14 protein-coding genes are annotated in these 23,833 nt (G+C 39.7%); 6 read left to right on the top strand and 8 right to left on the bottom strand.

The features are described from left to right. The first annotated feature begins 794 nt into the window (after nucleotides 1-794). Both GSQ74_RS01010 and GSQ74_RS01015 read left to right on the top strand, forming a co-directional pair. Entirely contained in the window at nucleotides 795-1,697 is a 903-nt protein-coding gene (locus GSQ74_RS01010; RefSeq protein WP_158989147.1) for a family 16 glycosylhydrolase, read from the top strand. Nucleotides 1,698-1,749: 52 nt separating this feature from the next. Then, nucleotides 1,750-3,165: an alpha-L-fucosidase gene (locus GSQ74_RS01015; protein WP_158989149.1), complete on the top strand. Its 1,416-nt coding sequence runs from the start codon at nucleotides 1,750-1,752 to the stop codon at nucleotides 3,163-3,165. Nucleotides 3,166-3,305: 140 nt separating this feature from the next. Here GSQ74_RS01015 and GSQ74_RS01020 read toward each other — a convergent pair whose 3' ends face one another. The 8 genes from GSQ74_RS01020 to GSQ74_RS01055 all read right to left on the bottom strand — a co-directional run bounded on the left by GSQ74_RS01020 (nucleotide 3,306) and on the right by GSQ74_RS01055 (nucleotide 18,301). Further along, nucleotides 3,306-4,157, bottom strand: coding sequence for a DUF4982 domain-containing protein (locus GSQ74_RS01020; protein ID WP_158989151.1), 852 nt, complete (start codon nucleotides 4,155-4,157; stop codon nucleotides 3,306-3,308). Nucleotides 4,158-4,328: 171 nt separating this feature from the next. Further along, entirely contained in the window at nucleotides 4,329-4,922 is a 594-nt protein-coding gene (locus GSQ74_RS01025; protein ID WP_254060782.1) for a glycoside hydrolase family 3 N-terminal domain-containing protein, read from the bottom strand. Nucleotides 4,923-5,316: 394 nt separating this feature from the next. Next, nucleotides 5,317-6,225 carry a hypothetical protein gene (locus GSQ74_RS01030; protein ID WP_158989153.1) on the bottom strand — a complete coding sequence of 303 codons (909 nt, stop codon included), beginning with the start codon at nucleotides 6,223-6,225 and terminating at the stop codon, nucleotides 5,317-5,319. Nucleotides 6,226-6,542: 317 nt separating this feature from the next. Next, on the bottom strand, nucleotides 6,543-7,967 hold the full coding sequence (locus GSQ74_RS01035) for an agarase (protein ID WP_158989155.1): 1,425 nt from the start codon (nucleotides 7,965-7,967) through the stop codon (nucleotides 6,543-6,545). Nucleotides 7,968-7,989: 22 nt separating this feature from the next. Continuing rightward, nucleotides 7,990-9,456, bottom strand: a complete 1,467-nt coding sequence (locus tag GSQ74_RS01040) for a RagB/SusD family nutrient uptake outer membrane protein (protein WP_158989157.1) — start codon at nucleotides 9,454-9,456, stop codon at nucleotides 7,990-7,992. A gap of 21 nt (nucleotides 9,457-9,477) precedes the next feature. Continuing rightward, a complete protein-coding gene (locus GSQ74_RS01045) occupies nucleotides 9,478-12,666 on the bottom strand; it encodes a TonB-dependent receptor (protein WP_158989159.1) in 3,189 nt (1,062 codons plus the stop codon). A gap of 357 nt (nucleotides 12,667-13,023) precedes the next feature. Further along, nucleotides 13,024-17,154: a hybrid sensor histidine kinase/response regulator transcription factor gene (locus tag GSQ74_RS01050; RefSeq protein WP_158989161.1), complete on the bottom strand. Its 4,131-nt coding sequence runs from the start codon at nucleotides 17,152-17,154 to the stop codon at nucleotides 13,024-13,026. A gap of 409 nt (nucleotides 17,155-17,563) precedes the next feature. Then, complete coding sequence (locus GSQ74_RS01055) at nucleotides 17,564-18,301, bottom strand: metal-dependent hydrolase (RefSeq protein ID WP_158989163.1); 738 nt, start codon at nucleotides 18,299-18,301, stop codon at nucleotides 17,564-17,566. Nucleotides 18,302-18,675: 374 nt separating this feature from the next. Between GSQ74_RS01055 and GSQ74_RS01060 the strand changes: the two genes are divergently transcribed. The 4 genes from GSQ74_RS01060 (at nucleotide 18,676) to GSQ74_RS01075 (ending at nucleotide 23,802) form a co-directional block, all read left to right on the top strand. Further along, nucleotides 18,676-19,245 carry an RNA polymerase sigma factor gene (locus tag GSQ74_RS01060; RefSeq protein ID WP_158989165.1) on the top strand — a complete coding sequence of 190 codons (570 nt, stop codon included), beginning with the start codon at nucleotides 18,676-18,678 and terminating at the stop codon, nucleotides 19,243-19,245. 86 nt (nucleotides 19,246-19,331) lie between these two features. Further along, complete coding sequence (locus tag GSQ74_RS01065; RefSeq protein WP_158989167.1) at nucleotides 19,332-20,444, top strand: FecR family protein; 1,113 nt, start codon at nucleotides 19,332-19,334, stop codon at nucleotides 20,442-20,444. A 281-nt stretch (nucleotides 20,445-20,725) separates the two neighbouring features. Beyond that, entirely contained in the window at nucleotides 20,726-21,664 is a 939-nt protein-coding gene (locus GSQ74_RS01070) for an ABC transporter ATP-binding protein (protein ID WP_158989169.1), read from the top strand. Beyond that, nucleotides 21,661-23,802, top strand: coding sequence for a Gldg family protein (locus GSQ74_RS01075; RefSeq protein ID WP_158989171.1), 2,142 nt, complete (start codon nucleotides 21,661-21,663; stop codon nucleotides 23,800-23,802). The genes GSQ74_RS01070 and GSQ74_RS01075 overlap by 4 nt, the downstream gene beginning before the upstream one ends. Nucleotides 23,803-23,833 lie beyond the last annotated feature (31 nt).

A 23,833-nucleotide genomic window follows, 5' to 3' on the forward strand; every position in this document is an offset into this window, starting at 1 on the left:
TTATATTGGTATTATTTTAGGTATAATGAAGGCAAGCTAAATATATTTTTTTCAGTTTCAAAAATAAATGTTATTAAAACACTAATTAATTGGCTGTTATTATTTCTGGCAAAACATCTTAGTTCTACGACATTTACTCCCGGTCATTTTTGATAGGTCAATTCGTTGAAAGGTGCTGCGGAGAGCAGCACCGATTTCAATTTCGGAATTCAAAATTCCATATCAATTAAACCAGAGAAAACAATTTATTAAAACTTAGGCTCGAATTTTAATTACAGCAGCGAAAATGGGTTTACAAATAAGCGATCTGATAAACAATGTTTAAATAGACAAGCTATCATTAACATTTCACCAGCAAATAAAATACTTATCATTAATGTTGTTATATTAACAATTATCTTTTTATTAAGTGTTATTAGCATAAATTAGAGTAGATGAAAGTATAGTGCTAAGTGCACAATTGCTGAGTTGATTGGCTTGCTCAATTTCTTAATACTTCATACCTCTAAGAAACCGGGTGCCATAACGTACCTAAGGCTGCCGCCAAAAATGAAAAGTGATTTGAGCGTTATTTAAATCTATTTCAGCGCATAACCCACCACATCTTTTTGGTTATTTGCGATACCAATTAGCGTTAGAAATTTATGTTATTAAAACCTGACATTATTAAACTGATTTTAAAACAACGGGTCGACCTTGTGAACGCCTCCCCATCACCCCTGTTTATGCTTATACGTTAAAAATCTCAGGAAACAATTGAAGCCGATATAATCAGTAAAATGCTAACCCAAAAAATGAAACTAAACAAATTATCTTTCACCCTTTTACTACTGACACTGTCGGTTTGGAGTCACGCCAGTCGAAAAATTATTGTAGAACAAATTAAGGCACGAAGCTTTTCAATAAAAAAAGACACCTTGATTGATCCTCAAAGTGACGGTTACAAATTAGTGTGGGCAGATGAATTCAATAAAAATGGGCCTGTAGATCCGAAAGTTTGGGGTTTTGAAAACGGCTTTGTAAGGAATAAGGAATTTCAATGGTATCAGCCGCAAAATGTGAGATGCGAAAATGGTTATTTAATAATCGAAGGTAAAAGGACTCATTATCCTAATCCATTGTATAACCAGGTAGATACAAATTGGAAAAGGCAAAGAAAATTTGTTGAATTTACTTCAGGCTCCATAAATACTTCAGGGAAAAAAAGTTGGAAATACGGTCGTTTTGTAATGCGTGCGCGAATAAATACAGCTATGGGATTATGGCCAGCCTTTTGGACACTAGGAAACCAGGCTCAATGGCCATCAAACGGAGAAATAGATATTATGGAATATTACCGGCATGATCTGTTAGCGAATATCGCGGTAGAAGCTAAACCACATAAAGCCTTATGGTACTCCAACAGGAAGGATATATCGACATTTAAAGACAAGAACTGGGCGACAAAATTTCATGTATGGCGGATGGATTGGGATAAAGACGGAATAATGTTATATGTAGATGATATGTTAATGAATCAGGTACGTATGAAAGATTTATATAACAGAGATGCACCAGGATCATACCCTTTTCAACAACCTCAATATATCCTTTTAAATCTTGCAATTGGGGGTATTCAGGGAGGTGATCCTTCTAAGACAACCTTTCCGGCCCGGTTCGAAGTGGATTATGTAAGAGTTTATCAAAAAAGCGAATAAGAATTATTTTCAACCATAATATTTAAAAGTAAGTCACCTATAACATTCATACATGAAAATCAGCCTATCACTTCCGAGCATTATACTCACTCTTTTACTAACCATTTTTGCAGCTACCGGAAGAACCCAATCCATTGTGTTAGCTAAGCCTTCCATCGATCAACTGGCTTTCCAAAATATGGAGATGGGCGTTTTCATACACTTCAGCATTGACACTTATGCCGCACCTGGGGCAATTCAGGGAAGCACACCTGCTTCGGCATTTAACCCAACCCATTTGAATGCCGACCAATGGGTGCTCGCCGCTAAAGCTATGGGTGCAAAATATGTAGTACTTACTGCCAGGCATGAACAAGGTTTTTGTTTATGGCCCACCAAAACAACTGATTATAGCATTAAATCGAGCCCTTATAAAAATGGGCATGGTGATATAGTGAAAGAGTTTGTAACGGCGTGTAGGAAGTATGGCATGAAAGTGGGCTTATACACCCCCCCTTGGATTGACTCACATTGGGAATCGATTCATAATGGTTACAAGGGTGGTGAAACTGCCAATATTAATAAACTTAATGACCCTGTGGTATACAAATTGGATTTAAAAAAGGAAAAACAGCAACTTAAAGAGTTGATGACCAATTATGGCCCTTTAGTTTTTATCTGGGACGACCATTTTGGCCGCTCCGATGTATTGGATTCGATTCCGCTTGGTGGCAGATTTAGAGAATTTTATAAGGAGATAACCAGCTATGCACATAGTTTACAGCCACATTGTTTATTATTAGGACGAGACGTGGAACACGTTGGGAATGAAAACGCGCATGCGAGTTATCCATTGTGGAACGCGCTAAATACAATAGACGGTACAATATACACCGTAAGTAAAACCTATAAATGGGATCACGCAAATACAGGCGATCCACTAGGTAGGTTATATCGCCCGCAAATTGCACCGACAACCAATGCATTCAGTACCGGGGGGTGGATGTGGAATGGCCCGCGCAAGCCCCAGCCTCTTGATAGACGCATGAAAGCTTATTATGAAACTGTAGGGCGTGGATCCAGCATAATTATCAATTTAACGCCCGACCGATCCGGACTAATTCCAACAGATCTCGTCGCTGCTGCAAAGGAAACCGGTGACGAGATTAAACGACGTTTCGGCCACCCGGTTGCCGTTTCTACATCCAAGGCACCTGTACAAATAATTAATTTTGTGGTTTCAAAAACCTTCAATCATGTCGTCACTATGGAAGATTTACATACCGGGCAAAAAATCTCGAAATATATCATAGAAGCAAAAATAAATGGCCGGTGGAATCAAATAGTTACAGGTGAAACTATAGGACATAAGCGGATAGATCAATTCCCAACAGTAACTGCTACCGCTTTACGTTTCAAAGTAACCGGCGTTGTGTCTAAACCTGCTGTGATGCGCAGTATCGCTATATTCAACGTATCCGGTATTTAAATTAAAATAACTATAATACGGTAACCTGAGATCAATCTTTTAATTTTCTCGCCTTACCATATCCCAACATACCAAAAATGAGTGCTTTAAGTGCTCATCTTTGGTATCTGGATGCTTAATCAAAAAAATCAATTGTGCAATTAAAGGGATTGATTTTCTGTTGATAAGCTGACTAAAGCAGATTTTAGTCCTTCACATTGGGCTTTTAATATTATTCTTCCAGGAGTTTTGCCTGCTTTTACAATAACCATGCATCTTCCCTTCCAAGCCTTTCTTTCCGGATTTTGAAAACTCTCTAAACTTACGGGGTTTGCATTACCAACACCAACTATTTTCGCATCACCTGTAATTGAAAATTTTACCAGATTTTCAGCCAGTGGGTTAATCTGACCTTTATTATCAATCAACTCTACAGTAATATAACTTAGATCTTGTCCGTCTGCTTTTAAATGGGTTTTATCTGGAATCAATTTAATTTTTACTGGTTCCTCCGCGGTACGCAAAATCGAGCTCTGTACTGGTTTATCATTACTATAACCAATTGCCTTTAACTCTCCGGCATGATATAAAACACTCCAAGTAGCTATAAATTTAGTTGATCTGTTAGTGGGCTTTACTCCCAAAGACCGATTATTAAGAAATAATTCCACTTTATCACAGGAAGAATACACACTCACTTCCAAAGGTTTATTTTCATATCCTTTCCAGTTCCATTCGGGCACCGCGTCTACCCAATTCCATCTGGACCAGACCTCCTTATTAGGATTTTCTTTAAAGGAAGGAACCGGTGGTTTTACAAAAACCGATAGTTGATTAGTTTTCCATAATGCATCCCTATAATAAGATTGCGGGCGTTTCCAGCCGCATATATCAATATCTCCGCAAAACGCAAGGTTCCAGGGATAAAAGTTGTTATTTAACGGATACCCTCTCCAGCCAATACTTGCTTCGCCAATATAGTCCCAGGCTGTCCATACAAAATCGCCAATCACGTAGGAATGATCCTCAACTAGATATTCCGAGAGGCTTGACCACGTGATTCTGTAGGATTTAGAGCACCGATTTGTGTACTCATTATTATAGAAAATGGCTAGTAAGTATCAATAAATTGATATGGTCAAAGTGTTCCGGAATTAATTGTTTGCTTTGCCGGAACGCGGTGGTCACTGGCTCCGGAATTTCCATTCATGGTCGCTCATTTCCACCGCGCTATAATCCCTGCCCGCCGTTACGGCACCGTAAGCAGCAAAATGTTTAGCTGTGGCCATTACAGCATCGGTACTACCCAAATGTTCTCCCTGAAACCCTTTTACTCGTGCCTCGGCAATACAACTACCTAAATAAGGGTCTTCACCTGCACCTTCCATAACACGTCCCCAACGCGGGTCGCGGGAAATATCTACCATAGGGGCGAAAGTCCAATGAATACCGGATGCGGCAGCTTCCCTGGCTGCCAAATGAGCCGACAACCTGATCTCACTCATATCCCAGGATGCTGCCTCGGCCAGCGGTATCGGAAAAGTTGTTTGATAACCATGGATCACATCCAATGAAAAAAGCAATGGGATTTTTAAACGGCTTTGCATTGCCAATGACTGAACCTCGCGTGTATTTTTAGCACCTTTAACGTTCAACATTGAACCCACCCAACCATTTTTAATTTCAACCTGCAGGTCGTTTTTCTTTTCATTGGCAGGTCCCGTCATTACTTTGCCGGAGTATTGATTAAGTTGCCCCACCTTTTCCTCCAGCGTCATCCTTTTAATCAATAGATTGACTTTATGAAGAATAGTAGGATTTTGCTTTTGAGCATTTACCTGATGACTGACTAGAAGGGCTAAAAAAATAATTGAAAAACGAAGCGAATACATGTTATTTTACGATAAGAGTGATATGATGGAATAAGTGCTTATTAATTTTGAAATTTGTGCCTGTTTTTAAAAAAATCAATAAGGTGATTATTGATTTGCTAACCAGCCTAAAAATCTGTCAATGAAAAAAACTCTTAAATTCATCAGTTAGGTCATTAATATTATTTAAATAAGGATGGCCATGTAGGCAATATCAGCGGTATATTTATATAGATCCGCTTAATCGTTTGACATGAAGCGGATCTATAAGCACTTAATTGAATCAGTCGATTAACTAATTTCAGTATTTTTCTAATGTTGTCGAATAACTGTTCGTGGTAAACGAACCGCCGGCAATGATTTCCCAGCCGGCCTGAATACCAAGTAAATTTACCGATTGGCCATTAAAGAAATTAGCATTGTTGCCGTAAGTGGCATTTTTTGCGTAATATAAGATGCTGCGGATATCCAGATTGGTGACAGAACTGGTATTTGTTGTCCTTCTGAAGGTCATCACATTATTAGATCCGTTCCATCCTTCATAAATATCCCAAACATGTCCGGATATCGATATGTTAGAAAAAATCTTTGTCCCAACCGGTGAGAAATCACCGTTGCTACTGTTATAACCAGGTCCCTGAAAGTTTATCCAGATCATGATCTCATATTGTGCACGGTAATTAGGGTTGCTTGACGGGTCTAACCATAGATCATAGGCGGTGTCATATTTTTCTCCATTAGTTGGAACCGTTACATTCCAGCTGCTTCTCAGTGTTTCAATCTGGCTTAACTGGCAAGGGTATGAAGTGTCGCTATTATTTACCCAAATACTACCCGAGCTATCATACCATAACCACCCACGCGCAATGGCAGGATAACCTTTTATATTCTGCAATGTTCCTGAACTGTGGGTTGCATTAACCCCCCATTTCCCGGATGAACTTTGGTACCACATACATTGTGAACCCGCACCGCTACTTGTTGCAGCCCATATATTATTATTAAGTTTATTATTGGCATCGATGTAAACACCCTGACCGTTCTCGCAGATTGTTGCGTCTAAAGGTTCGAGACTATTTGACTCGAGCGATGCATGTGCCAGTTTCATTTGGGTTGGGGTTCCCTGGCTAAGGTGAGACTTGGTACAACTTGTAATGAAACAAATGTACAACAAGCAAATACAGCTTGTGTTTAATGTTGTTCTTTTCATAATTTAACTTTTTTTGGTTTATAACTTAGGTATTGGTGAATTGATTGCAAATCAATAACTGGTTGAAATGGCTGGACACAAATCATATAAAAATTATAAAAGCGCTTGCAAATACAGCCGGATATACTGCGGACAGATCACAAAACAATACAATAGAGTAATTTTCATTACCTAGCTGTTAATATTATTTAGTTATAAAATGGACAGTCTGATTGGTTCAAGTTTATGAAATCACTACAACCAACAAACCACCTATACTCGGATAATCCGAGTATAGGCAGGTTATGATTTAGTAAAGTTTTGGTCCAAAACTTGCGCTATTTATCGGATTGCATTTTTCTTTTATCAAAAAAATCAGCCAGGTTATATACCAGGTCATTCAGTTCTTTCATCTTATCCGTCAGGCCTGAATAAAGCTGATAATGATTATCCAATAAGCCTTTATTGGCATCTGTGTTGGAAGGGTCCACGTTTTTATTAGTCGGATCATTGTCCTGGTATTTGAACCAGTGCCACCCTACACAATTACCGGATTCCAGCAAGCCTAATGTATAATTCTGGTAAAAAAGACCGCGTTCCAGTTGTGTTTTCACTACCCAGCCAGCCCCCGAATAGTTACCCATTCCTGAATCTTCACCTTTTACATACCACTCTGTGATGATAAATGGTTTGCCGGACCACTCTTCCCAGTTTTTCATATCCTTTGCTTCCGGCGTCCATTTATCATAATAATTAATTGATATCGCGTCAAGATACTTTCCCGCCGCCTTCAATACCTCCGGTACATTTTTTTCATAAGCATGAAATCGGCAGCCGATATACATGTGATTCGGATCATATTTTTTTATGGCTTTCGACACGATCGAGAAATAACGGTCGACAACTATCCCCAAAAACTTGTTCCTATCCTGATCGGTAATATCTGCCTGTTTAATATTTTGCTCCTTTAACCACTTATGAGCAGCCTGATAGCCGGCATCGGTGGTATCCTTCTTGGACAAATAGCCGTCCAGCGTTTTCTTATTAAAAGGCATTTCATTATCTGAAAAATACCCATAGAGATTTTTGTCGTTCTTGTTAACTGATAGCTGCTTTGCATAACCGTCACAGAATTTTTCAAATTCGGGATCAAAAACAAATATGGTGTTATCGGGATACCCCAAATGCCCTGATTGCTGATAGGTGCCTTTTTTTTGTCCGTAAGTACCCATGAAGTTTAATATTACGGTGTAAGCGAGCGGCGTGCCTGGTTTTATATTTCTCAGTTCTTCGTAGTTTGACCAGGCACCAACGCTATTAAAGCCGAGTCCTTGCAGCATTTGAGTCGTTTTAACCGCCCAGTCATGGTTGCCGGAAAATTGCGCCTCAAATGCTTTTTGATTGTTGTCAGAGGCACCGGGCTGGATTTCATTTACACCCTTATCAATAAACAGATTCCCTAAGGGATCTACAGACCACCACCGTCCGTTTATTTTAGCAACATAATAAAATCCGGTAGCCTTGGTCTTTAAATCGATACGTCCTCCATATTGATCCAGCTCTACCGGTTTTGCCTGTGTAAAGCCAATCAATGTCGATACCGTTCGTGTAGGATATTCTTTCCATTCACTGAAAGCCGGCTTTAATCCGCTACCCTGGTTTGATATTTTCGCACCTACTGTTAAGGTATACTCGTTCGGTATTTGTGCAAAAGCTCCGTTAACAATTAAGATCAAAGAAAAAACAAGTTGTCTTTTAAGCATAGCCTGCGTTTTTGTAGTCGTATTATGGGTTCTGAGTTAGATTGGGGTTAAGTTGAATTTCCCGGAGCGGTATCGGGAATAACAGGTCATGATTGGTAATTTGGACCACTGTTGTACCACTTTTAATTTGATATTTGGTAAAGTGGGCATTCATTACTGTTATAGCCCGGTTAGTTCTCACTAAATCAAACCAGCGGTGTCCCTCCATATTAAGCTCAAGTCTTCGCTCTGTTTCAATTGCAAGCCTCATATTGGCTTGTGAGCTTGTCTGCGCTGCTGTCAGATTATTAGCTACTCCAGCATAAGCCCGTTTCCGCACATCGTTTACATAACTAATGGCGTTTGCAGGGCCGTTAAGTTCATTTTCAGCTTCCGCGTACATCAACATTACGTCAGCATAGCGTATAACTATCCAATCGTTGCTGGCGTCAAAAGCCGCTGTTGGTGCATCTATATATTTGCGGGTGTACAACGCCGAAGCGGTAGTTCCGGTATATTTAGCTATGGAAAGATCACGACGGGGATCGGTTGTCGGAAAGGCATCAAAAAGGTCCTGTCTTACTGTATTAAACCCGGAAGATCCACCTACCTTAGCAATCGCGGAACCGCTTATCTCTGGTAAAAACCAATTGTAAAAAGGGCTACCGGTACCGAAACCGCCGCCAGTATATCTCACTGCAAAAATAATTTCTTTATTTAGCTCATCCGTCAAACTGTATACGTCAGAATAATTGGTCACAAGATCATATCCATACGGGTTTGTACCTCTCGGCAGCAATCCTGTTAATTCCGCTTTACAAAGATCGAATTTGCCTTCAGTGAGATAGACTTTGCCTAATATAGCCTTGGCCGCTCCGCTTGTAGCCCTTCCCAGGTCAGTGCCAGTATAACTTATCGGAAGCACCGTTTCGGCATCTTTCAGGTCCTGTTCAATTTGGGCATAGACATTGGCGGTGGTTGCCCTGTTGTAGGTTAGTGATTGAGCAATTGTTGTTATTTCTTTTGTTACCAGCGGCACACCACCCCATATTCTCACGGCGTTGAAATAAGATAACGCTCGAAGGAATTTCATCTCGCCTATATATCTGTTTCTCAGCGTAGTATCCATAGCAATTGCGGGTGCCCTGCTAATTGTAATATTGCAACGCGCTATGCATGTATATAAATTGGCCCACATAGTCTCCAGATTCGGATTTTCCGGTGCAATAGTGAAATACTCGAAATCACCAAGCCCGGCGCCTGTTACCACGGCTGAACTATTGTCAGATGGTACATCTCCGAACAAGTAAATCCCAACGCCCCCGGAACTTTTTCCATAAATATTCTGGAGTGCTCCATAAGCGCCAGTGACGGCTAAAGAAAGGCCGGTGGCATCTTTATATAAATCGTTTGTAGAAATTTGTGTGGGGTTTTCGAGCTGGATAAAGCTCTTTTTGCATGATGTAGCCCACAAAACAAGCATCATTATTAAAACAAAATATTTTTTCATAATTTCTTTATTTAATATTACTTAAAAACCAATATTTAATCCCAGGGAGAATGTTTTGGCAATCGGGTACGTACCCTGATCAACGCCATAACGTGGCTGGGTGGAGGCCGCCAACACATTGACATCCGGGTTATATCCGAAATAATGGGTAAATGTGTACAGGTTTTCGGCTGTGAGGTAAACCCGGGCGCTGATTATTTTAAGTGCATTGATAATTTTAGCTGGGAGTACATAATTTAAGGTTACGTTTCTTATCCGCAGATAAGATCCGTCAAAAATATTCCGGGTCGACAACACCGTTGTAGATGAGGGGTTTGTCAAATCGGCCCTCGGTGTCATGCCATCGCCCGGATCTTCCGGTGATTCCCAGCGGTTCAACGCGTTAGTGCGAACATTAAATGCACCACTGTAGTAATCGGTATACCTATCAGCTGCGTTTAAGATTTTATTACCGTATGATCCCTGTAAAAGAAAACTAAGATCAAATGAGCCATAACTGAACCTGTTCGACATTCCATAGGTGAATTTGGGCAAGGGGCTGCCTATATTAGTAATATCGTTTGCGTCAATTTTTCCATCGCCGTTTATATCTGCGTATTTCACGTCACCCGGACTTGATCCGCCTGCCGCCCATTGGGGGCTGTTATTTACATCAGCCTGATTCTTATAAACGCCGATTTGTTTATATCCATAGAAACTGCTCATAGGTTGTCCTGGAACCAAACGGATTGAGTTGGTGTAGCCGAAAGCTGCATCGTATCCAACAAATGCCTGGCCGCCGGATAAAGAAATCACTTTATTGCGGTTAAACGATATATTCATATCGGTCGTCCATTTTAATTTTCCGGTTAAATTCACGCTTCTAACAGCAAGTTCAAGCCCGTCATTTCTTACTTCTCCTACATTGGTCAATACGCTTGTCGCAAATCCGAAAATAGCAGGTACTCCCTGGCTAAGTAATAAACTGGTTGTGGTACGGCGATAAACATCACCGGTAAAAGAAATTCGGTCTGAAAACAGGCCCAGGTCAAGCCCTATATCCAACTGTTTATTTATTTCCCATGTCAAATTCGGGTTTGCCAGTGAATTTGGAGAGAAACCAAACACCGGGCTTGCCTGACCGGCTCCGAACACATAGTTTACTTGTTGTGTATAGCTTTGAGATGAAAAGTCTCCTATGTTGTTGTTTCCACTAACACCATAGCTTGATCTGATTTTTAATTCACTTATTTCCGGCACTTCTTTTATAAAGTCTTCTTCACCCACTCGCCATGCTCCCGAAAATGCGGGAAATATGGCGTATTGTTTGTCTGTACCAAACCGGGACGAACCGTCAGAGCGAAGGGATGCTGAAAAAATATATTTGTCCTTATAGCTGTAGTTTAACCTGCCGAAAGTAGATATCAATGCATTGGCAGTATAGGCTACAGTGCCAAGTATAATACCTGCATCCGTAGGGTATTGTACCAATGTGTTGGTTGTTGTTCCGCTTTGCCCATACTGGCTGTCTTCATTATAGGTATTCTTCTGAAATGAATATCCGGCGAGAAGAGAAATATTATGAACTCCATTTATGACCTTATCATAGGTCAACGTATTTTCGGAAACGTAATTATAATTTAATCCCTCTGTTGTCCTTGACCTTACATTACTGATAAGAGGCGTAGAGAGGTTTGCTGTTGGAGCATTATCGGATTGTAAGGTAGCTGGCACATACCAATTACGGTTATTGATAATTGCTTCAAATCCAAAATTACTTCGAAACTTCAAACCATCTATGATATCGTACTCAATTGCAGTGTTGGAGAGCACTCTGCCTGTTGTGGTTCTATCTTTATATAAATCCAGTACAGCAACGGGGTTATAAGGATTTCCGGCAAAGTTTTGACCAGTGCCCGCGAGCTGTAGCGGAGCGTAGGAATAATCACCATTGGCAATCCTAACAGGCAAAACCGGTGGTTGTAACAGCGCGCTCAGGACAGCTCCACCAATCCCAGTAGGATTGGTTCCGATCCCGTAGATCGCTGAATTATTCAAACCGCCCCCAGTGGACGTCTGGTCATTTATTGTATAGGATGGTGCGACATTAAAACTAAGTTTAAGTTTTGAAGCCAGCTTTGCATCAAGGCTGGCACGAAGCGTGTATCTGTCAAAGTCGGTTCCGATTATAATCCCTGTCTGGCTAAAGTATGATCCGGTTACGTTGAAAGTAATTTTGTCGGTTCCGCCAGACGCGGATAACGCGTAGTTATTTACATACCCGGTTTTAAATATCTGGTCCTGCCAATCTGTATTTGGCAACGATGCAGGATTCTTATAAAACACAGGAAGGGTTTTCCCTGCGTTAACGAAAGCGTCGCGCACATAGTCAATATATTGATCCGTGTTAAGGACAGCCACTTCCTTGGTTATATCCTGTATTCCGCTTGCCGCGGTGAAATTGAATTTCGTTGTTCCTGCTTTGCCTCTTTTTGTCGTCACGATAATAATTCCGTTCCCGCCCCTTGAACCATAAATCGCAGCAGCAGCAGCATCTTTTAGTACTTGTATCGATTCTATATCTGCCGGGCTGATCTGATTAAAATCGTCGGCGCTGTTAAGCGGGTACCCATCTACCACATACAGCGGGCCGTTACCTGCACCTATTGATCCTAATCCCCGAATTTGTATTACCGGGGCGCTGCCGGGGTCGCCTGAAGCCTGCGTTATGTTTACACCGGCAATCTGTCCTTCCAAAGCCTCACCGGGAGTGGCCACCAGGCGGTCTTCCATCTGTTTGGCGGTTACCGTGCTGATGGAAGTAGAAAGTAATTTCCTTTTCTGCGAGCCATACCCTACTACGACAACTTCGTTGAGCATCCTACTATCTTCTTTTAAGGTAACATTGAGTTCTGAATTGGTTGCGACTAACCGTTCTTCACTGATAAAACTGATAAAGCTAAATACCAATATCGTCTGCTGGCTGGGTACAGAGATACTGTATGTACCGTTTGTAGCGGTAGTAGTGGCTTTGTTTGTGCCTTTGATTGTTACGGAAGCGCCTGTAAGAGGGGCACCTTTAACATCTGTTACACGTCCCTTAATCGTAAAGGATTGTGCTAAAACGGGAGCACAAGGTAATAGCAATGCAAAAAGAAAAAAACAGCCTAGTACCAAGCTCATCCGTTTTCCCTCCGGGCGGCTATAAAACTGCAAGTATAATATCTTCATAATTTGGTGTTATTGGGTTAATGTTTTAATTGATTTTCGATGACAAATACCTGTTTCAGATTTGTCTATCCTTGTAAAGTAAATGGAGGTCAGTCGGATCTCTGCAACGCCGGACTACCAGGAAAACTGAAGCTTTCATCATTAATACATTGCTGTTTAAATTTGGTTAATAAAATGATTGTGCGCCGAATATTCCGGCATAATTGGTTAGGCCAAAACTGGGGATACGAAATGGTAAAGGGGATTAAAAAAAGACTTTTTTAGGGGTAAAAAATGACTTTTTAGCGTGGTTTGCCTACAATTCAGGAGTACAGGACCATGAATTTCCTGTTTTGTTGTGTACTTATACTAAACAACCTATTTATGCTGGCCGATCATTTCAGAGGGAGATCTGCCATGTTGCTTTTTAAATTCACGGCTGAAGTATTTTCGGTCATTGAATCCAACTAATGAAGCCACCTCATTTACAGTAAGCCCTTGCTGCACCAGGAGTTCGGCAGCTTTCTTCAACCGTATGGTTTTCATAAAATCAGCTGGCGATTGATCGGTCAGCGCGCATACTTTTTTATATAAAACAGATTTACTCATGCCAATCTCACTACTCAGCTCTAATACACCAAATTCAGGATCTTCCATATTTGTATCCATCAGCTGCATTAGCTTTTGAATGAATTTACTATCGGGATTTCTGCTATTAAGTTGTTGTGCAGATAGGCTCATTTGCTGGCTGAACTTCTTTCGCATCAGTTCGCGGGCAGCCAATAAATTATGGATATTTAAAGACAACAACTTGATAGAAAAGGGTTTGGTAAGGTAGGCATCTGCACCTGTTTCCAATCCATTAATCTGATGAATATGAGCAGCCAGAGCAGTTAACAGAATTACCGGGATATGACTGGTCCTGTCATCGGTTTTTATCCGGTTACATAATTCCAGCCCGTTCATGACTGGCATCATCACATCACTAATAATAAGGTCCGGTATTTCTTCTACTGCACAGGCAAAGGCAGCTGCTCCGTTCTCAAAAGGAATAACCTGATATTGAGGCAATGAATCAACAATAAAATGCCGCAATTCATCATTATCTTCGCATAGCAGAATAGTATACTTTGGCCCATTCGTCTCGGGCACCTGTTCTGTCAATACATCAATGTCTGACTGCAAACGAAACGCTGTAAGATTTTCAGCAGACAGGTTATCCTCAATAAAATGAACATGCTCCGAAGGCGAAAATTCATAAGGTAGCTTAACAGTGAATACGGTAAGTCCTTCCTGCGTTTCAATTTGCGGCTGGCTAACAACGGTTATATTCCCTTTGTGCAGTTCAACAATACTTTTGGATAGAGCTAATCCAATACCTGTGCCCGGATTGGCTTTATCAGGTTGCACCTGGTAGAAATTGCTGAATAATTTCTCCTGAAAAGCTTCAGGAATTCCTTTGCCATTGTCCGTAATACTGATCGTCAGGACGTCTGCCTGATCTGTCGTTACTCTTACCTGGATCTTACCTTGATCGGGCGTAAATTTAAATGCGTTTGAAAGTAAATTAAAAAAAACTTTTTCCATCTGGTCCCTGTCGGTGCATATCATCACTTCCTGTATTTCTGACTGGAATTCATAGATGATACCCCTGCTTTCAGCCAGGGACGAGAATGATAGATAAATTTCTTTAATCAGCGAGATCATATTATTCCGCTGGATGTAGAGCACCATATTGCCTGTTTCAGATTTTCGAAAGTCCATCAACTCACTAATTAAGCGTAATAATCTCTCTGCATTATTTTTAATCTGCAATACCTGGCGATTAATGCCGGCATTTTCCATCGTATGATGATATAGATTTTCTACCGGGCCGAGAATCAGGGTCAGCGGGGTTCGGATTTCATGAGAGATATTGGTGAAGAAATCCAGTTTCATCTGATAAAACTCCTGCTGCCTTTCGTTTTGCAGATGTTCATTATAGAGATCTCTTTCCAGCCTTGCCCTGATCTGAAAGAACTGGATAATCTTATAAAAAACAGTCGTGGCAAGCGACAGATAAATCAGATAGGCCCACCAGGTTTGCCACGAGGGCGGTGCGATCACTAGCTGGATCTGGCGGCCTTCATTATTCCACACCCCGTCGTTATTAGATGCTCTGACACTAAATAAATAATTACCTGGTGCCAAATTTGTAAAACTTACTTCCTTTTGATTGTTAATAATTTGCCAGTTATCATTATTACGGAGGCCAGACATTTTATAGGCGTAACTATTTTTCTCCGGATTAATAAAGTTAAGTGCCGAGAATTTGATCGTGATATTGTTTTTGTCGTAAGGCAGCTGTATTTTATGAGTTTCGTTGATCGGGCTTTGGAGTTCAGATTGTTTGCCAAACCTGACTTCTTTATTATTAATTGCAAAACCGGTAAAGAGGATCGCGGGTTTGAACCTGTTATTGATGATCTTGTCTGGGTAAAAGGTGGTAATACCATTCATACCGCCAAAAAGAATTTCGCCACTGCTAGTTTTAACACGACTGTTTACCAAAAACTGGTTACTTAACAAACCGTTGTCGGAGTTATAATTTCTAATAGTAAGGTTTTCCCTGCTTGGAGCTAATGCATTATTTTTGAAACTCACATGGGATAAACCATTATTGGTGCTGACCCACAAAGCGCCTGAGTTATCTTCAACAATGGAAGCGATGACATTATCGGCCAGTCCGTCCGCTTGTTTAATAATGGAGATTTGATTTGTTTTTTCGTTTAAATAGTTAAGCCCACCACCATCTGTGCCAATCCATAAACGATGAAAACTGTCTTTAAAAAGTGATAGTACGTTATTATTACCCAACCCTGTATGCCTGGTTCGCTTGTAAAGCGAAAAGATACCGGTAGTTTTATCGAGCTTATTTAATCCATTCTGCGTGCCAATCCATAAGACATTGCCATCGCTTAATATCGCGTTCACATAGTTATCACTCAGTCCATTTTTTACGTTAGGCTCACTGATAAATTTCCGAGTTTCGATACCCTGATAATTTACAAATCTTAATCCGTTACCATTTGTCCCGATCCAAATGCCGTTTTGATCCGTTAATAAGGAATTGATTAATTTGCCCCCGGTTTTACTGTTGGTGGTTTCCAGCTTAATATATTGAATGGATTTATTATGCGTGTTAAATTTATATAAACCATCCAATGTACCGGCCCAAATATTACCGCTGATATCCTTAGCCAAAGCCTTAATCTCATAAGTGTATTTATGATTACGTGCGTCTTTAAGCGGATAGTAACGGACAATATTCTTTTTTCTATCGATAAAATTCAAGCCGCCGGCGAAAGAACCTATCCATAATCCCTGATCTTTATCTTCGATGATCGCTTCTGCCTGGGGTTTGTTCAAGCCCATATTATTACCGATACGTTCACCGATATTTAAAAAATTGGTATTGCCAGGAGAGTAAATGTTGATTCCCCCGGAGTAGGTGCCAATCCAAACATTGCCGTTTTTATCCTCCATTAAACTCCAAACCGAGTCATCATTAAGGGTAGTGAAATCTGCGCTGTCATGATGATAAGTCGTGAAAAGGTCCTTTTGCTCATCATAAATAGACAGCCCATTTCGGGTAGCCACCCAAATTTTACCAGCATGGATCAAGATATCATTTACCCAGTTTGAAGCTATACACCGGGAATCATTATCCCCGGCTATATACCTGACGCAATTATTATTCCTGATGCTGTAACGAAAAACCCCATCTTCCTCGGTACCAAACCAGAGGTCACCATTACTATCTTGTTTAATTACAGTGATCTTTGCTGCTGCTAGTTCCTTATTTTTCAGTAATGGTCCAGGCAAAGGTAGCACCTCCCCCGTGGCTGGGTCAAATCTTTTTAGTCCTTGTTTGATACCGGCCCAAATGGTATGAGCTTTATCAGCGAATAAAGAGAATGCGATACCCTGATATAATTCATTTTCACCCGTCTGCTTCCAGTATTTGATGCTTTGTAATGTGTTTCCACTTTTGCCAACCTTTTTGATGCCTTTAAAGGTAGCTATCCATATTTGCCCCTGCTGATCCTGTTGGATATCGGTAATAAAGTTAGTTCCACCTTTGGCGGTGGATAAACCGATATGCCGAAAGTTCTCTGTCTTTTTATCATATAGATTTAAGCCGCCGCCAGTAGCGATCCACATCCGGCCTGTCCAATCCTCGAAAATTTTATTGATCCGATTATGACTAATCTGTGTACTGTCTGCATCATTCTGGCGGAAATTAGTAAAAGTCGAACCATCATAACGGGACAGGCCGCTCAGGTTGCCTACCCATATATAACCGTCCCGGTCCTGTATCAAAGAATTGATCGGACTTTGCAATAACCCTTCTTTATAAGTGATATGCCGAAACCCCATATTCACTGATTGGGCATAAATATAAATCGGGCTGAAAATAAAAATCAGGCCCAGGCTTAAGCTTGTCAAAAAAATAAACTTGAATTTCATTTGGCGTAACTTAGCATACCTTTAGATGAATTGGGAATATTGGTTAAATCGGTATACAAATCTATCACATTATCAGCTCACTATCAATATCAATCACCTTATTTTAGTTGTTCTGATTTATCAAGAAATAGTTTTGTTTTGGCCAAGTCACTGTTAATAGCCCTGTTCCGCAATAAAGTTTTATTGTTAAGCTTGATCTTCCTTCAGTCGCTCGTCTGATGAAATAGTGCAAGGCAGGCATCACATCTTTCAATCTTTTTTTTATGAGTCGTTTATACCGTATCTGTTTTCGTTGCTCATTTACTGTCATTTTTATGAATATTTATCGGACTACTTAATAACACCTGTAACAGTTTTGCGAGCAAGGAAAATAGCTTCGACCTTCCAATTAATAATCAACTTAAGTTAATTAGTTAAGTTCTGAGCAGTGAATCATTTCACCTGCTTTTATGATATGGATCTTAGTATCTATGTATTCTTTTGTAAAGGCTATAAATTCATCAGGTATTTGGGTAAACTCAGCAAAAGTTCCGTAATGGAAAGGGATTACATGTTTAGCATTAAGTAATTTCACTGCATAAGACGCTTCAAGAGGCCCCATCATTGAACGATTACCGATAGGAATCACAACAATACTTGGTTTGTATATTTCAGATATGAGTTTCATATCACCAAAGACACAGGTATCGCCAGCAAAATATATTGTTGTATTATCCGACATTTTGATAATAAATCCATTAGCAGCGTGTGGAAATGCAATGGCTTTTTCGGTAATATACACATGGGAATGGTGAAACGCATTTACCATCGACACCTCTAAGTCAAGGATCGCTATTGTTCCGCCTAAATTCATGGGCTCAAAAAGAGCGTCACTTACGCCTTGTTCTATTAGAAACCATCTGCAAATATTATTGGCGATTATTATTGGATTTGTACTACTTATAATTTCTTTGATATGAATGTCTAAATGATCTTCATGACCATGTGTAATTAAGATCAGGTCGATTCTATCCTGACTGACCAGATTAGTCGGAATGTATGGATTATTGATTAACCATGGATCGATTATAACAGTTCTGCCTTCAGGCGTTATAATTTTAAAAGTAGCATGTCCTAATAATTGAATAGTTGTTCCTTTTTTGTCCATGTATTTTATCCGCTATTAACTCGAAATTCTAATATATCATTTTTTTATTTTACATCTTGGCGCACATTAATTATTGCTGATTGAATTTTATAAGATAAATTTAAAATCAACTTTTATATTGGCAATATGGACCAAATTAAATCATTCGGAGACGCTTTTACAAAGTTTATACCTGATTTTCAATGTGCATTTTCTGGCTTAATTTTACATAATTGAATGAACGTGTAATACGGAATGGCATGGTCAAGTCTTCCCGGAATATCCATGTACAGTTCCGGTGTTTTTATTTCACTATAATCTCTTCATCATCTCAAAATGAACTATGTGTTATATTTTTGGAATTCTTTCATTACATTCGTTATTTTCCACTCAAGATGCACAAGTACAGCACCCTAACTGATCAGCAACTTGCATTCTTACTAAAGAATGATGATAGGGATGCGTATAATGAAATCTACAATAGATTTAAGGGTATTCTTTACCGGCATGCTTTTTCTAAGCTGCAAAGCCGTGAGGAAGCAAGGGATCAGGTTCAGGAATTGTTTATTATGTTATGGACAAGGCGAAACCAGATTGAATCCAATGATAATTTACCCGGCTATCTTTATAGAACGCTGCAAAACAGGATTCTTAATATTGTAGCGCATAATAAGCTGGCTTCGAAATATATGGATTCCCTCAAGGATTTTATGAATAGTGGTCAAATAGTTACCGATCATTTAGTTAGAGAAAATGATCTAAAGGCCAGTATTGAAAGGGAAGTATCACAGCTTCCTGAAAAGATGCGCTTGGTTTTTACATTAAGCCGGAATATGTATCTTTCTAATACCGAGATTGCTGAAAAATTAAATATTTCAGAAAAAACGGTAAGAAATCAGCTTTATAACGCACTTAAAATTTTAAGGGGGAAATTTAAGGCCGTCATCTTATTAAATTTTCTTTAAGCGCTAATTTTTTTAAAACTCATCTGGGACAATCAGGTAATTTAATTGTATTGTACATGATTTCGTCTAAACATGAATAATATACAATGTCTCCCAAAGAATTAATAAGAAAATACCTTGATGGCACGGCTACGGAAGAAGAAAAAGCTGTTGTAGAGTCCTGGTATAATCAGCACCGGTTAGAAAACGGCCATATATTAAGTGCTGAGGAACAAACGGAGGATGTAAAGGCGATGGATTTACACGTTTTGAATCCTCAAAAAAAAGCACTTATTTGGCCGCGTCTTTCTGCTGCCGCCTCCATCCTGATTATCTTCGGCTTATTGGGCTATTTCTTCGTATATCACCCCAACCACCTGAAAACAGCCCAAAATAACTACAAAAACGATATTGCACCTGGAAGTAATAAAGCAACATTGTCAATGGGGAACGGGCAGACGATTGTGCTGAACAGTTCCAAAAACAGGATGATTTCCAACCGGGCCAATATCTTAATTAACCTGCAGAATGGTCAGTTGATTTACCATAATTCTTCCACAGACATTGAAAATCAAACTTTTAAATACGACACCTTAACAGTTCCAAGAGGAGGTACTTACCATCTTACTTTGGCTGACGGGTCTAAGGTATGGTTGAATTCAGCCTCTGCAATACGTTTTCCGGAAACTTTTTCAGGCAATAACCGCAGCGTTGAATTGTTGTATGGCGAGGCCTACCTTGAAGTGATACACAATGACCAAAAGCCATTTCAGGTACTTGCCCATGCGCAACTAATACAGGATGTTGGCACTCATTTTAATGTCAATACCTATACGGATGAACCATTTGCAAAAACAACACTTTTGGAAGGCGGGATAAAGGTTTTTGTTAACCGGCAAACAGCAATGCTGGAGCCAGGAGAACAAGTGCAGATAAATAATGCAAACGCTTTAAGTGTAGTTTCTCACATCGATCCGAATGAAGTTATCGCCTGGAAAAATGGGCAGTTCATATTCTCGGGTCAAAGTATACAAAGTATAATGCGGGATATTTCCCGCTGGTACAACGTGGATGTAATCTACAAAGGAACCCCAACCAGAAATGATTACATCGGTTCCTTTTCAAGATATAAAAATGTATCAGAAGTTTTAAAGGTACTTGAACTTACAAAAACTGTTCATTTTAAGATAGAAGGGAGGACAATCACCGTCATGCCCTGATAGTTTCGAATGGTGATAAGATAGGTTTGCGTGCTTCCAACACTGCTTACTTAAATGCTGTCACCATAATTTTTAATTGCTTGTACAATCCTATTTATCATTAAACAACTAAACAAATGAAATCTCTCTTCCTGCTCCATTTTTAGCGTTATCGCTGCCTGAATAATTCATTCAGATCTTGATTATTAATCCTCCGGTATGATTTTGTAATCATCCCTCGAAAGAAATCTGTACAAACAGTTCCTGGCTTGTGCCTCCTTATACATTCTAATAATTTATAAATGCAAAATCCAATTCTAAAAATTGAGCACCTGTCTCATAAATATAGTAATTCCTGGGCCATCCATGATATTAACTTAAGCATTAACCAAACCGGAATTTTAGGCTTGCTTGGTTCAAACGGAGCGGGGAAGTCTACTACGATGAATATTATGTGCGGAGTTCTAAATCAAACCAAGGGCAATGTTTACATAGATGGCATCGACATGCGAAAAACACCTGAGGAGGCTAAAAAGTTAATCGGTTTTCTGCCGCAAAGCGCACCTCTTTACATGGACTTTACGGTTGAGGAGTATTTAACCTATTGTGCTAATTTACGACTTATTGAAAAAAACAGAATTAGATTAGCTGTTCAATATGCCATGGAGCGGTGCGGTATTGCACATTTTAGTAATAGGCTCATCAGTAATTTGTCCGGAGGCTATCGCCAGCGTGCCGGTATAGCACAGGCTATTATTCACCATCCAAAGTTAGTCGTACTGGATGAACCAACCAATGGTTTGGATCCTAATCAGATTGTGGAGGTAAGGACATTAATTAAAGAAATTGCCGAAGAAAGGGCGGTTATTTTCTCCTCCCATATTTTGTCAGAGGTTCAATTGCTATGTAATGATATCGTAATGATAGAGGGTGGTAAGATCGTTTTTGCCGATACTATGGATGCTTTTAATAATTATTTAGAACCGCATAGTGTATTAATTCACCTGGGAAATCCACCTCCTGTAGAAGAACTACTGCAAATTCCCGGCATAAACCGGGTTGACATGCTTACAGAAAAACAGTGGCGCTTATTTTTTAATGGGAACCAGGAAATTACCGAAAAAATAATTGAAACCTGTGTGCTCAGGGGGTGGAAACCAAGAGAAATAACGCTTGACAAAAGTTCAATTGATGAAATATTCGCACAGTTATCCCAAAATACAAGAACCGTAAATAAATGAAAACGACACTTAAAATAGCTAAAGCCGAGCTTAACACATTATTCTATTCCCCCATTGCCTGGTTCCTGTCCATTGTGTTTCTAATCCAATGTGGCTTTGCTTATACCTCCACCATGGAAAATCTGGTAAACCAACAGGAAATGGGACCCATCTATGCAAGATGGCTGTCGTACCTTACTTCAGTTGTATTCGGGTTACCTCAGGGGTTGTACGCAATGGTGACTACTAAGATATTCCTCTATATCCCCTTGCTCACCATGGGGCTTGTAAGCCGTGAAATAAATAGCGGAACAATTAAGTTACTCTATTCGTCACCCATCAAAATACGGGAGATTATAATTGGGAAATACTTAGCCATCATGGCTTACAATTTGTTGCTAATTATGATCCTTGCGGTTTTTGTAGTGTCAGGAATGCTTAGCATCCATTCAGCAGACAAGGGCCTTTTATTTTCGGGTTTATTAGGTATTTATCTGCTTTTATGTGCCTACTCGGCCATAGGTCTTTTTATGTCCTGCCTAACCTCATATCAGGTAGTATCCGCCATTAGTACATTGGTGTTATTTGCCATATTAGGTTATATTGGAACCATTTGGCAAAATATTGATTTTGTCCGGAATCTTACTTTTTTTCTTTCCATTTCCGGGCGTACCGACCATTTGCTATCAGGCCTAATCAGCACGAAGGACATATTTTATTTCTTTGTAATTGTATACATTTTTATTGGGCTAAGCATTATAAAACTGCAGGCAGAAAGAGAAGCAAAATCAATAGCTTTATTAATTGGAAAGTATGTTCTTGTGGTTATCTCTGGTTTATTTATCGGATATATTACAGCTATACCGGGATTTGCTGGATATTATGATGCAACATCGACTTTAACAGAATCACTAAGCCCTAATGTGAAAAACATTGTGAAGGGTTTAAAAGACGGACCTTTGGAAGTAACGTCTTACATTAATCTTTTTGATGACAATTTTTATGACGGTTCTCCACAGCAAAGGAATAAAGATTTGGCCCGCTGGGAACCGTATTTAAGGTTCAAATCGGACATCAAAATAAATTACGTCTATTTTTATGATAGCCTTTACACCAATAAAATGATGTACAGGGGGTATGAAGGAAAATCATTAAAGCAAATAACAACACATTATCTCAAAAACTACAATCTTGACCTGGAGCATTTTAAATCACCTGAAGAAATAAGGAAGATCATTAATCTTCGGCCAGAAAATAACAGGTATGTAATGCAGCTTAAATATCAGGGAAGAAGTACCTTTTTAAGGCTTTTTGACGATCAGCTGAAATATCCAAGAGAAGCGGAAATAGCAGCAGCCTTACAGCGTTTAACCATAAAAATTCCAAAAATAGCATTTGTAACGGGTGAGTTTGAACGCAGTATAGATAAGTTTACAGACAAGGACTATGAAAAATTAACTAATGATATTTCTTTCAGGTACGCATTGGTAAACCAGGGGTTCGATGTGGAATCTCTTATATTGCAAGAGCAGGAAATACCCTCAGATATTGCAGTTTTGGTTATAGCAGATCCAAGGGTTAGTTTTAGTCAGGAAGTACTAAACAAAATACAGCGATACATTAATAATGGCGGTAATTTGCTGATTGCCGGTGAACCCGGAAAACAGGCTAAAATCGATCCGATTATTCAGGCATTAGGGGTAAATTTTATTGATGGTGAACTTGTACAGAAGAGCAAAGACTTTGCTCCGGATTTGATCAGGCCTTTAATAACGAAAGTTGCTGCTGGTTTTTCAAGTGAACTAAAAGAACACTACACCGACAGTTTGAGTGTTTCTATGCCAAATGCATCTGCCCTCAACTATTCGGTTAAATCGGAATTTCATGTTGAACCACTCTTACTTACAAATGAAAAGGAGACGTGGAACAAAAAAGACAAATTTGTCTTGGATTCTGCTGATGTTGTTTTTTCACCCGAAAAAGGGGACGAGCAAAGAAAATTTCCTACGGCCCTGGCTTTAACCCGGATGGTTAACGGCAAGCAGCAACGTATAGTTATTGCAGGTGATGCGGACTTTTTAAGCAATGCGGAATTAGCTGTATATTATGGAGATGTTGACCACCCTATTTCGGGCCAAATTGACCCAGGGGTTAGCTGACTTTTGGGTTGCAGCAAATGCTGTAAAAGCA

The organism is Mucilaginibacter sp. L196 (assembly GCF_009765905.1).
In the GTDB taxonomy this organism is placed as follows: Bacteria; Bacteroidota; Bacteroidia; order Sphingobacteriales; family Sphingobacteriaceae; genus Mucilaginibacter.

What these genes read in the sequence shown, in the direction of transcription:
- GSQ74_RS01010 (WP_158989147.1), top strand. Translation starts at nt 795, where the DNA reads ATGAAACTAAACAAATTATCTTTCACCCTTTTACTACTGACACTGTCG.
- GSQ74_RS01015 (WP_158989149.1), top strand. Translation starts at nt 1,750, where the DNA reads ATGAAAATCAGCCTATCACTTCCGAGCATTATACTCACTCTTTTACTA.
- GSQ74_RS01025 (WP_254060782.1), bottom strand. Translation starts at nt 4,922, where the DNA reads ATGACGCTGGAGGAAAAGGTGGGGCAACTTAATCAATACTCCGGCAAA.
- GSQ74_RS01030 (WP_158989153.1), bottom strand. Translation starts at nt 6,225, where the DNA reads ATGAAAAGAACAACATTAAACACAAGCTGTATTTGCTTGTTGTACATT.
- GSQ74_RS01035 (WP_158989155.1), bottom strand. Translation starts at nt 7,967, where the DNA reads ATGCTTAAAAGACAACTTGTTTTTTCTTTGATCTTAATTGTTAACGGA.
- GSQ74_RS01040 (WP_158989157.1), bottom strand. Translation starts at nt 9,456, where the DNA reads ATGAAAAAATATTTTGTTTTAATAATGATGCTTGTTTTGTGGGCTACA.
- GSQ74_RS01045 (WP_158989159.1), bottom strand. Translation starts at nt 12,666, where the DNA reads ATGAAGATATTATACTTGCAGTTTTATAGCCGCCCGGAGGGAAAACGG.
- GSQ74_RS01050 (WP_158989161.1), bottom strand. Translation starts at nt 17,154, where the DNA reads ATGAAATTCAAGTTTATTTTTTTGACAAGCTTAAGCCTGGGCCTGATT.
- GSQ74_RS01055 (WP_158989163.1), bottom strand. Translation starts at nt 18,301, where the DNA reads ATGGACAAAAAAGGAACAACTATTCAATTATTAGGACATGCTACTTTT.
- GSQ74_RS01060 (WP_158989165.1), top strand. Translation starts at nt 18,676, where the DNA reads ATGCACAAGTACAGCACCCTAACTGATCAGCAACTTGCATTCTTACTA.
- GSQ74_RS01065 (WP_158989167.1), top strand. Translation starts at nt 19,332, where the DNA reads ATGTCTCCCAAAGAATTAATAAGAAAATACCTTGATGGCACGGCTACG.
- GSQ74_RS01070 (WP_158989169.1), top strand. Translation starts at nt 20,726, where the DNA reads ATGCAAAATCCAATTCTAAAAATTGAGCACCTGTCTCATAAATATAGT.
- GSQ74_RS01075 (WP_158989171.1), top strand. Translation starts at nt 21,661, where the DNA reads ATGAAAACGACACTTAAAATAGCTAAAGCCGAGCTTAACACATTATTC.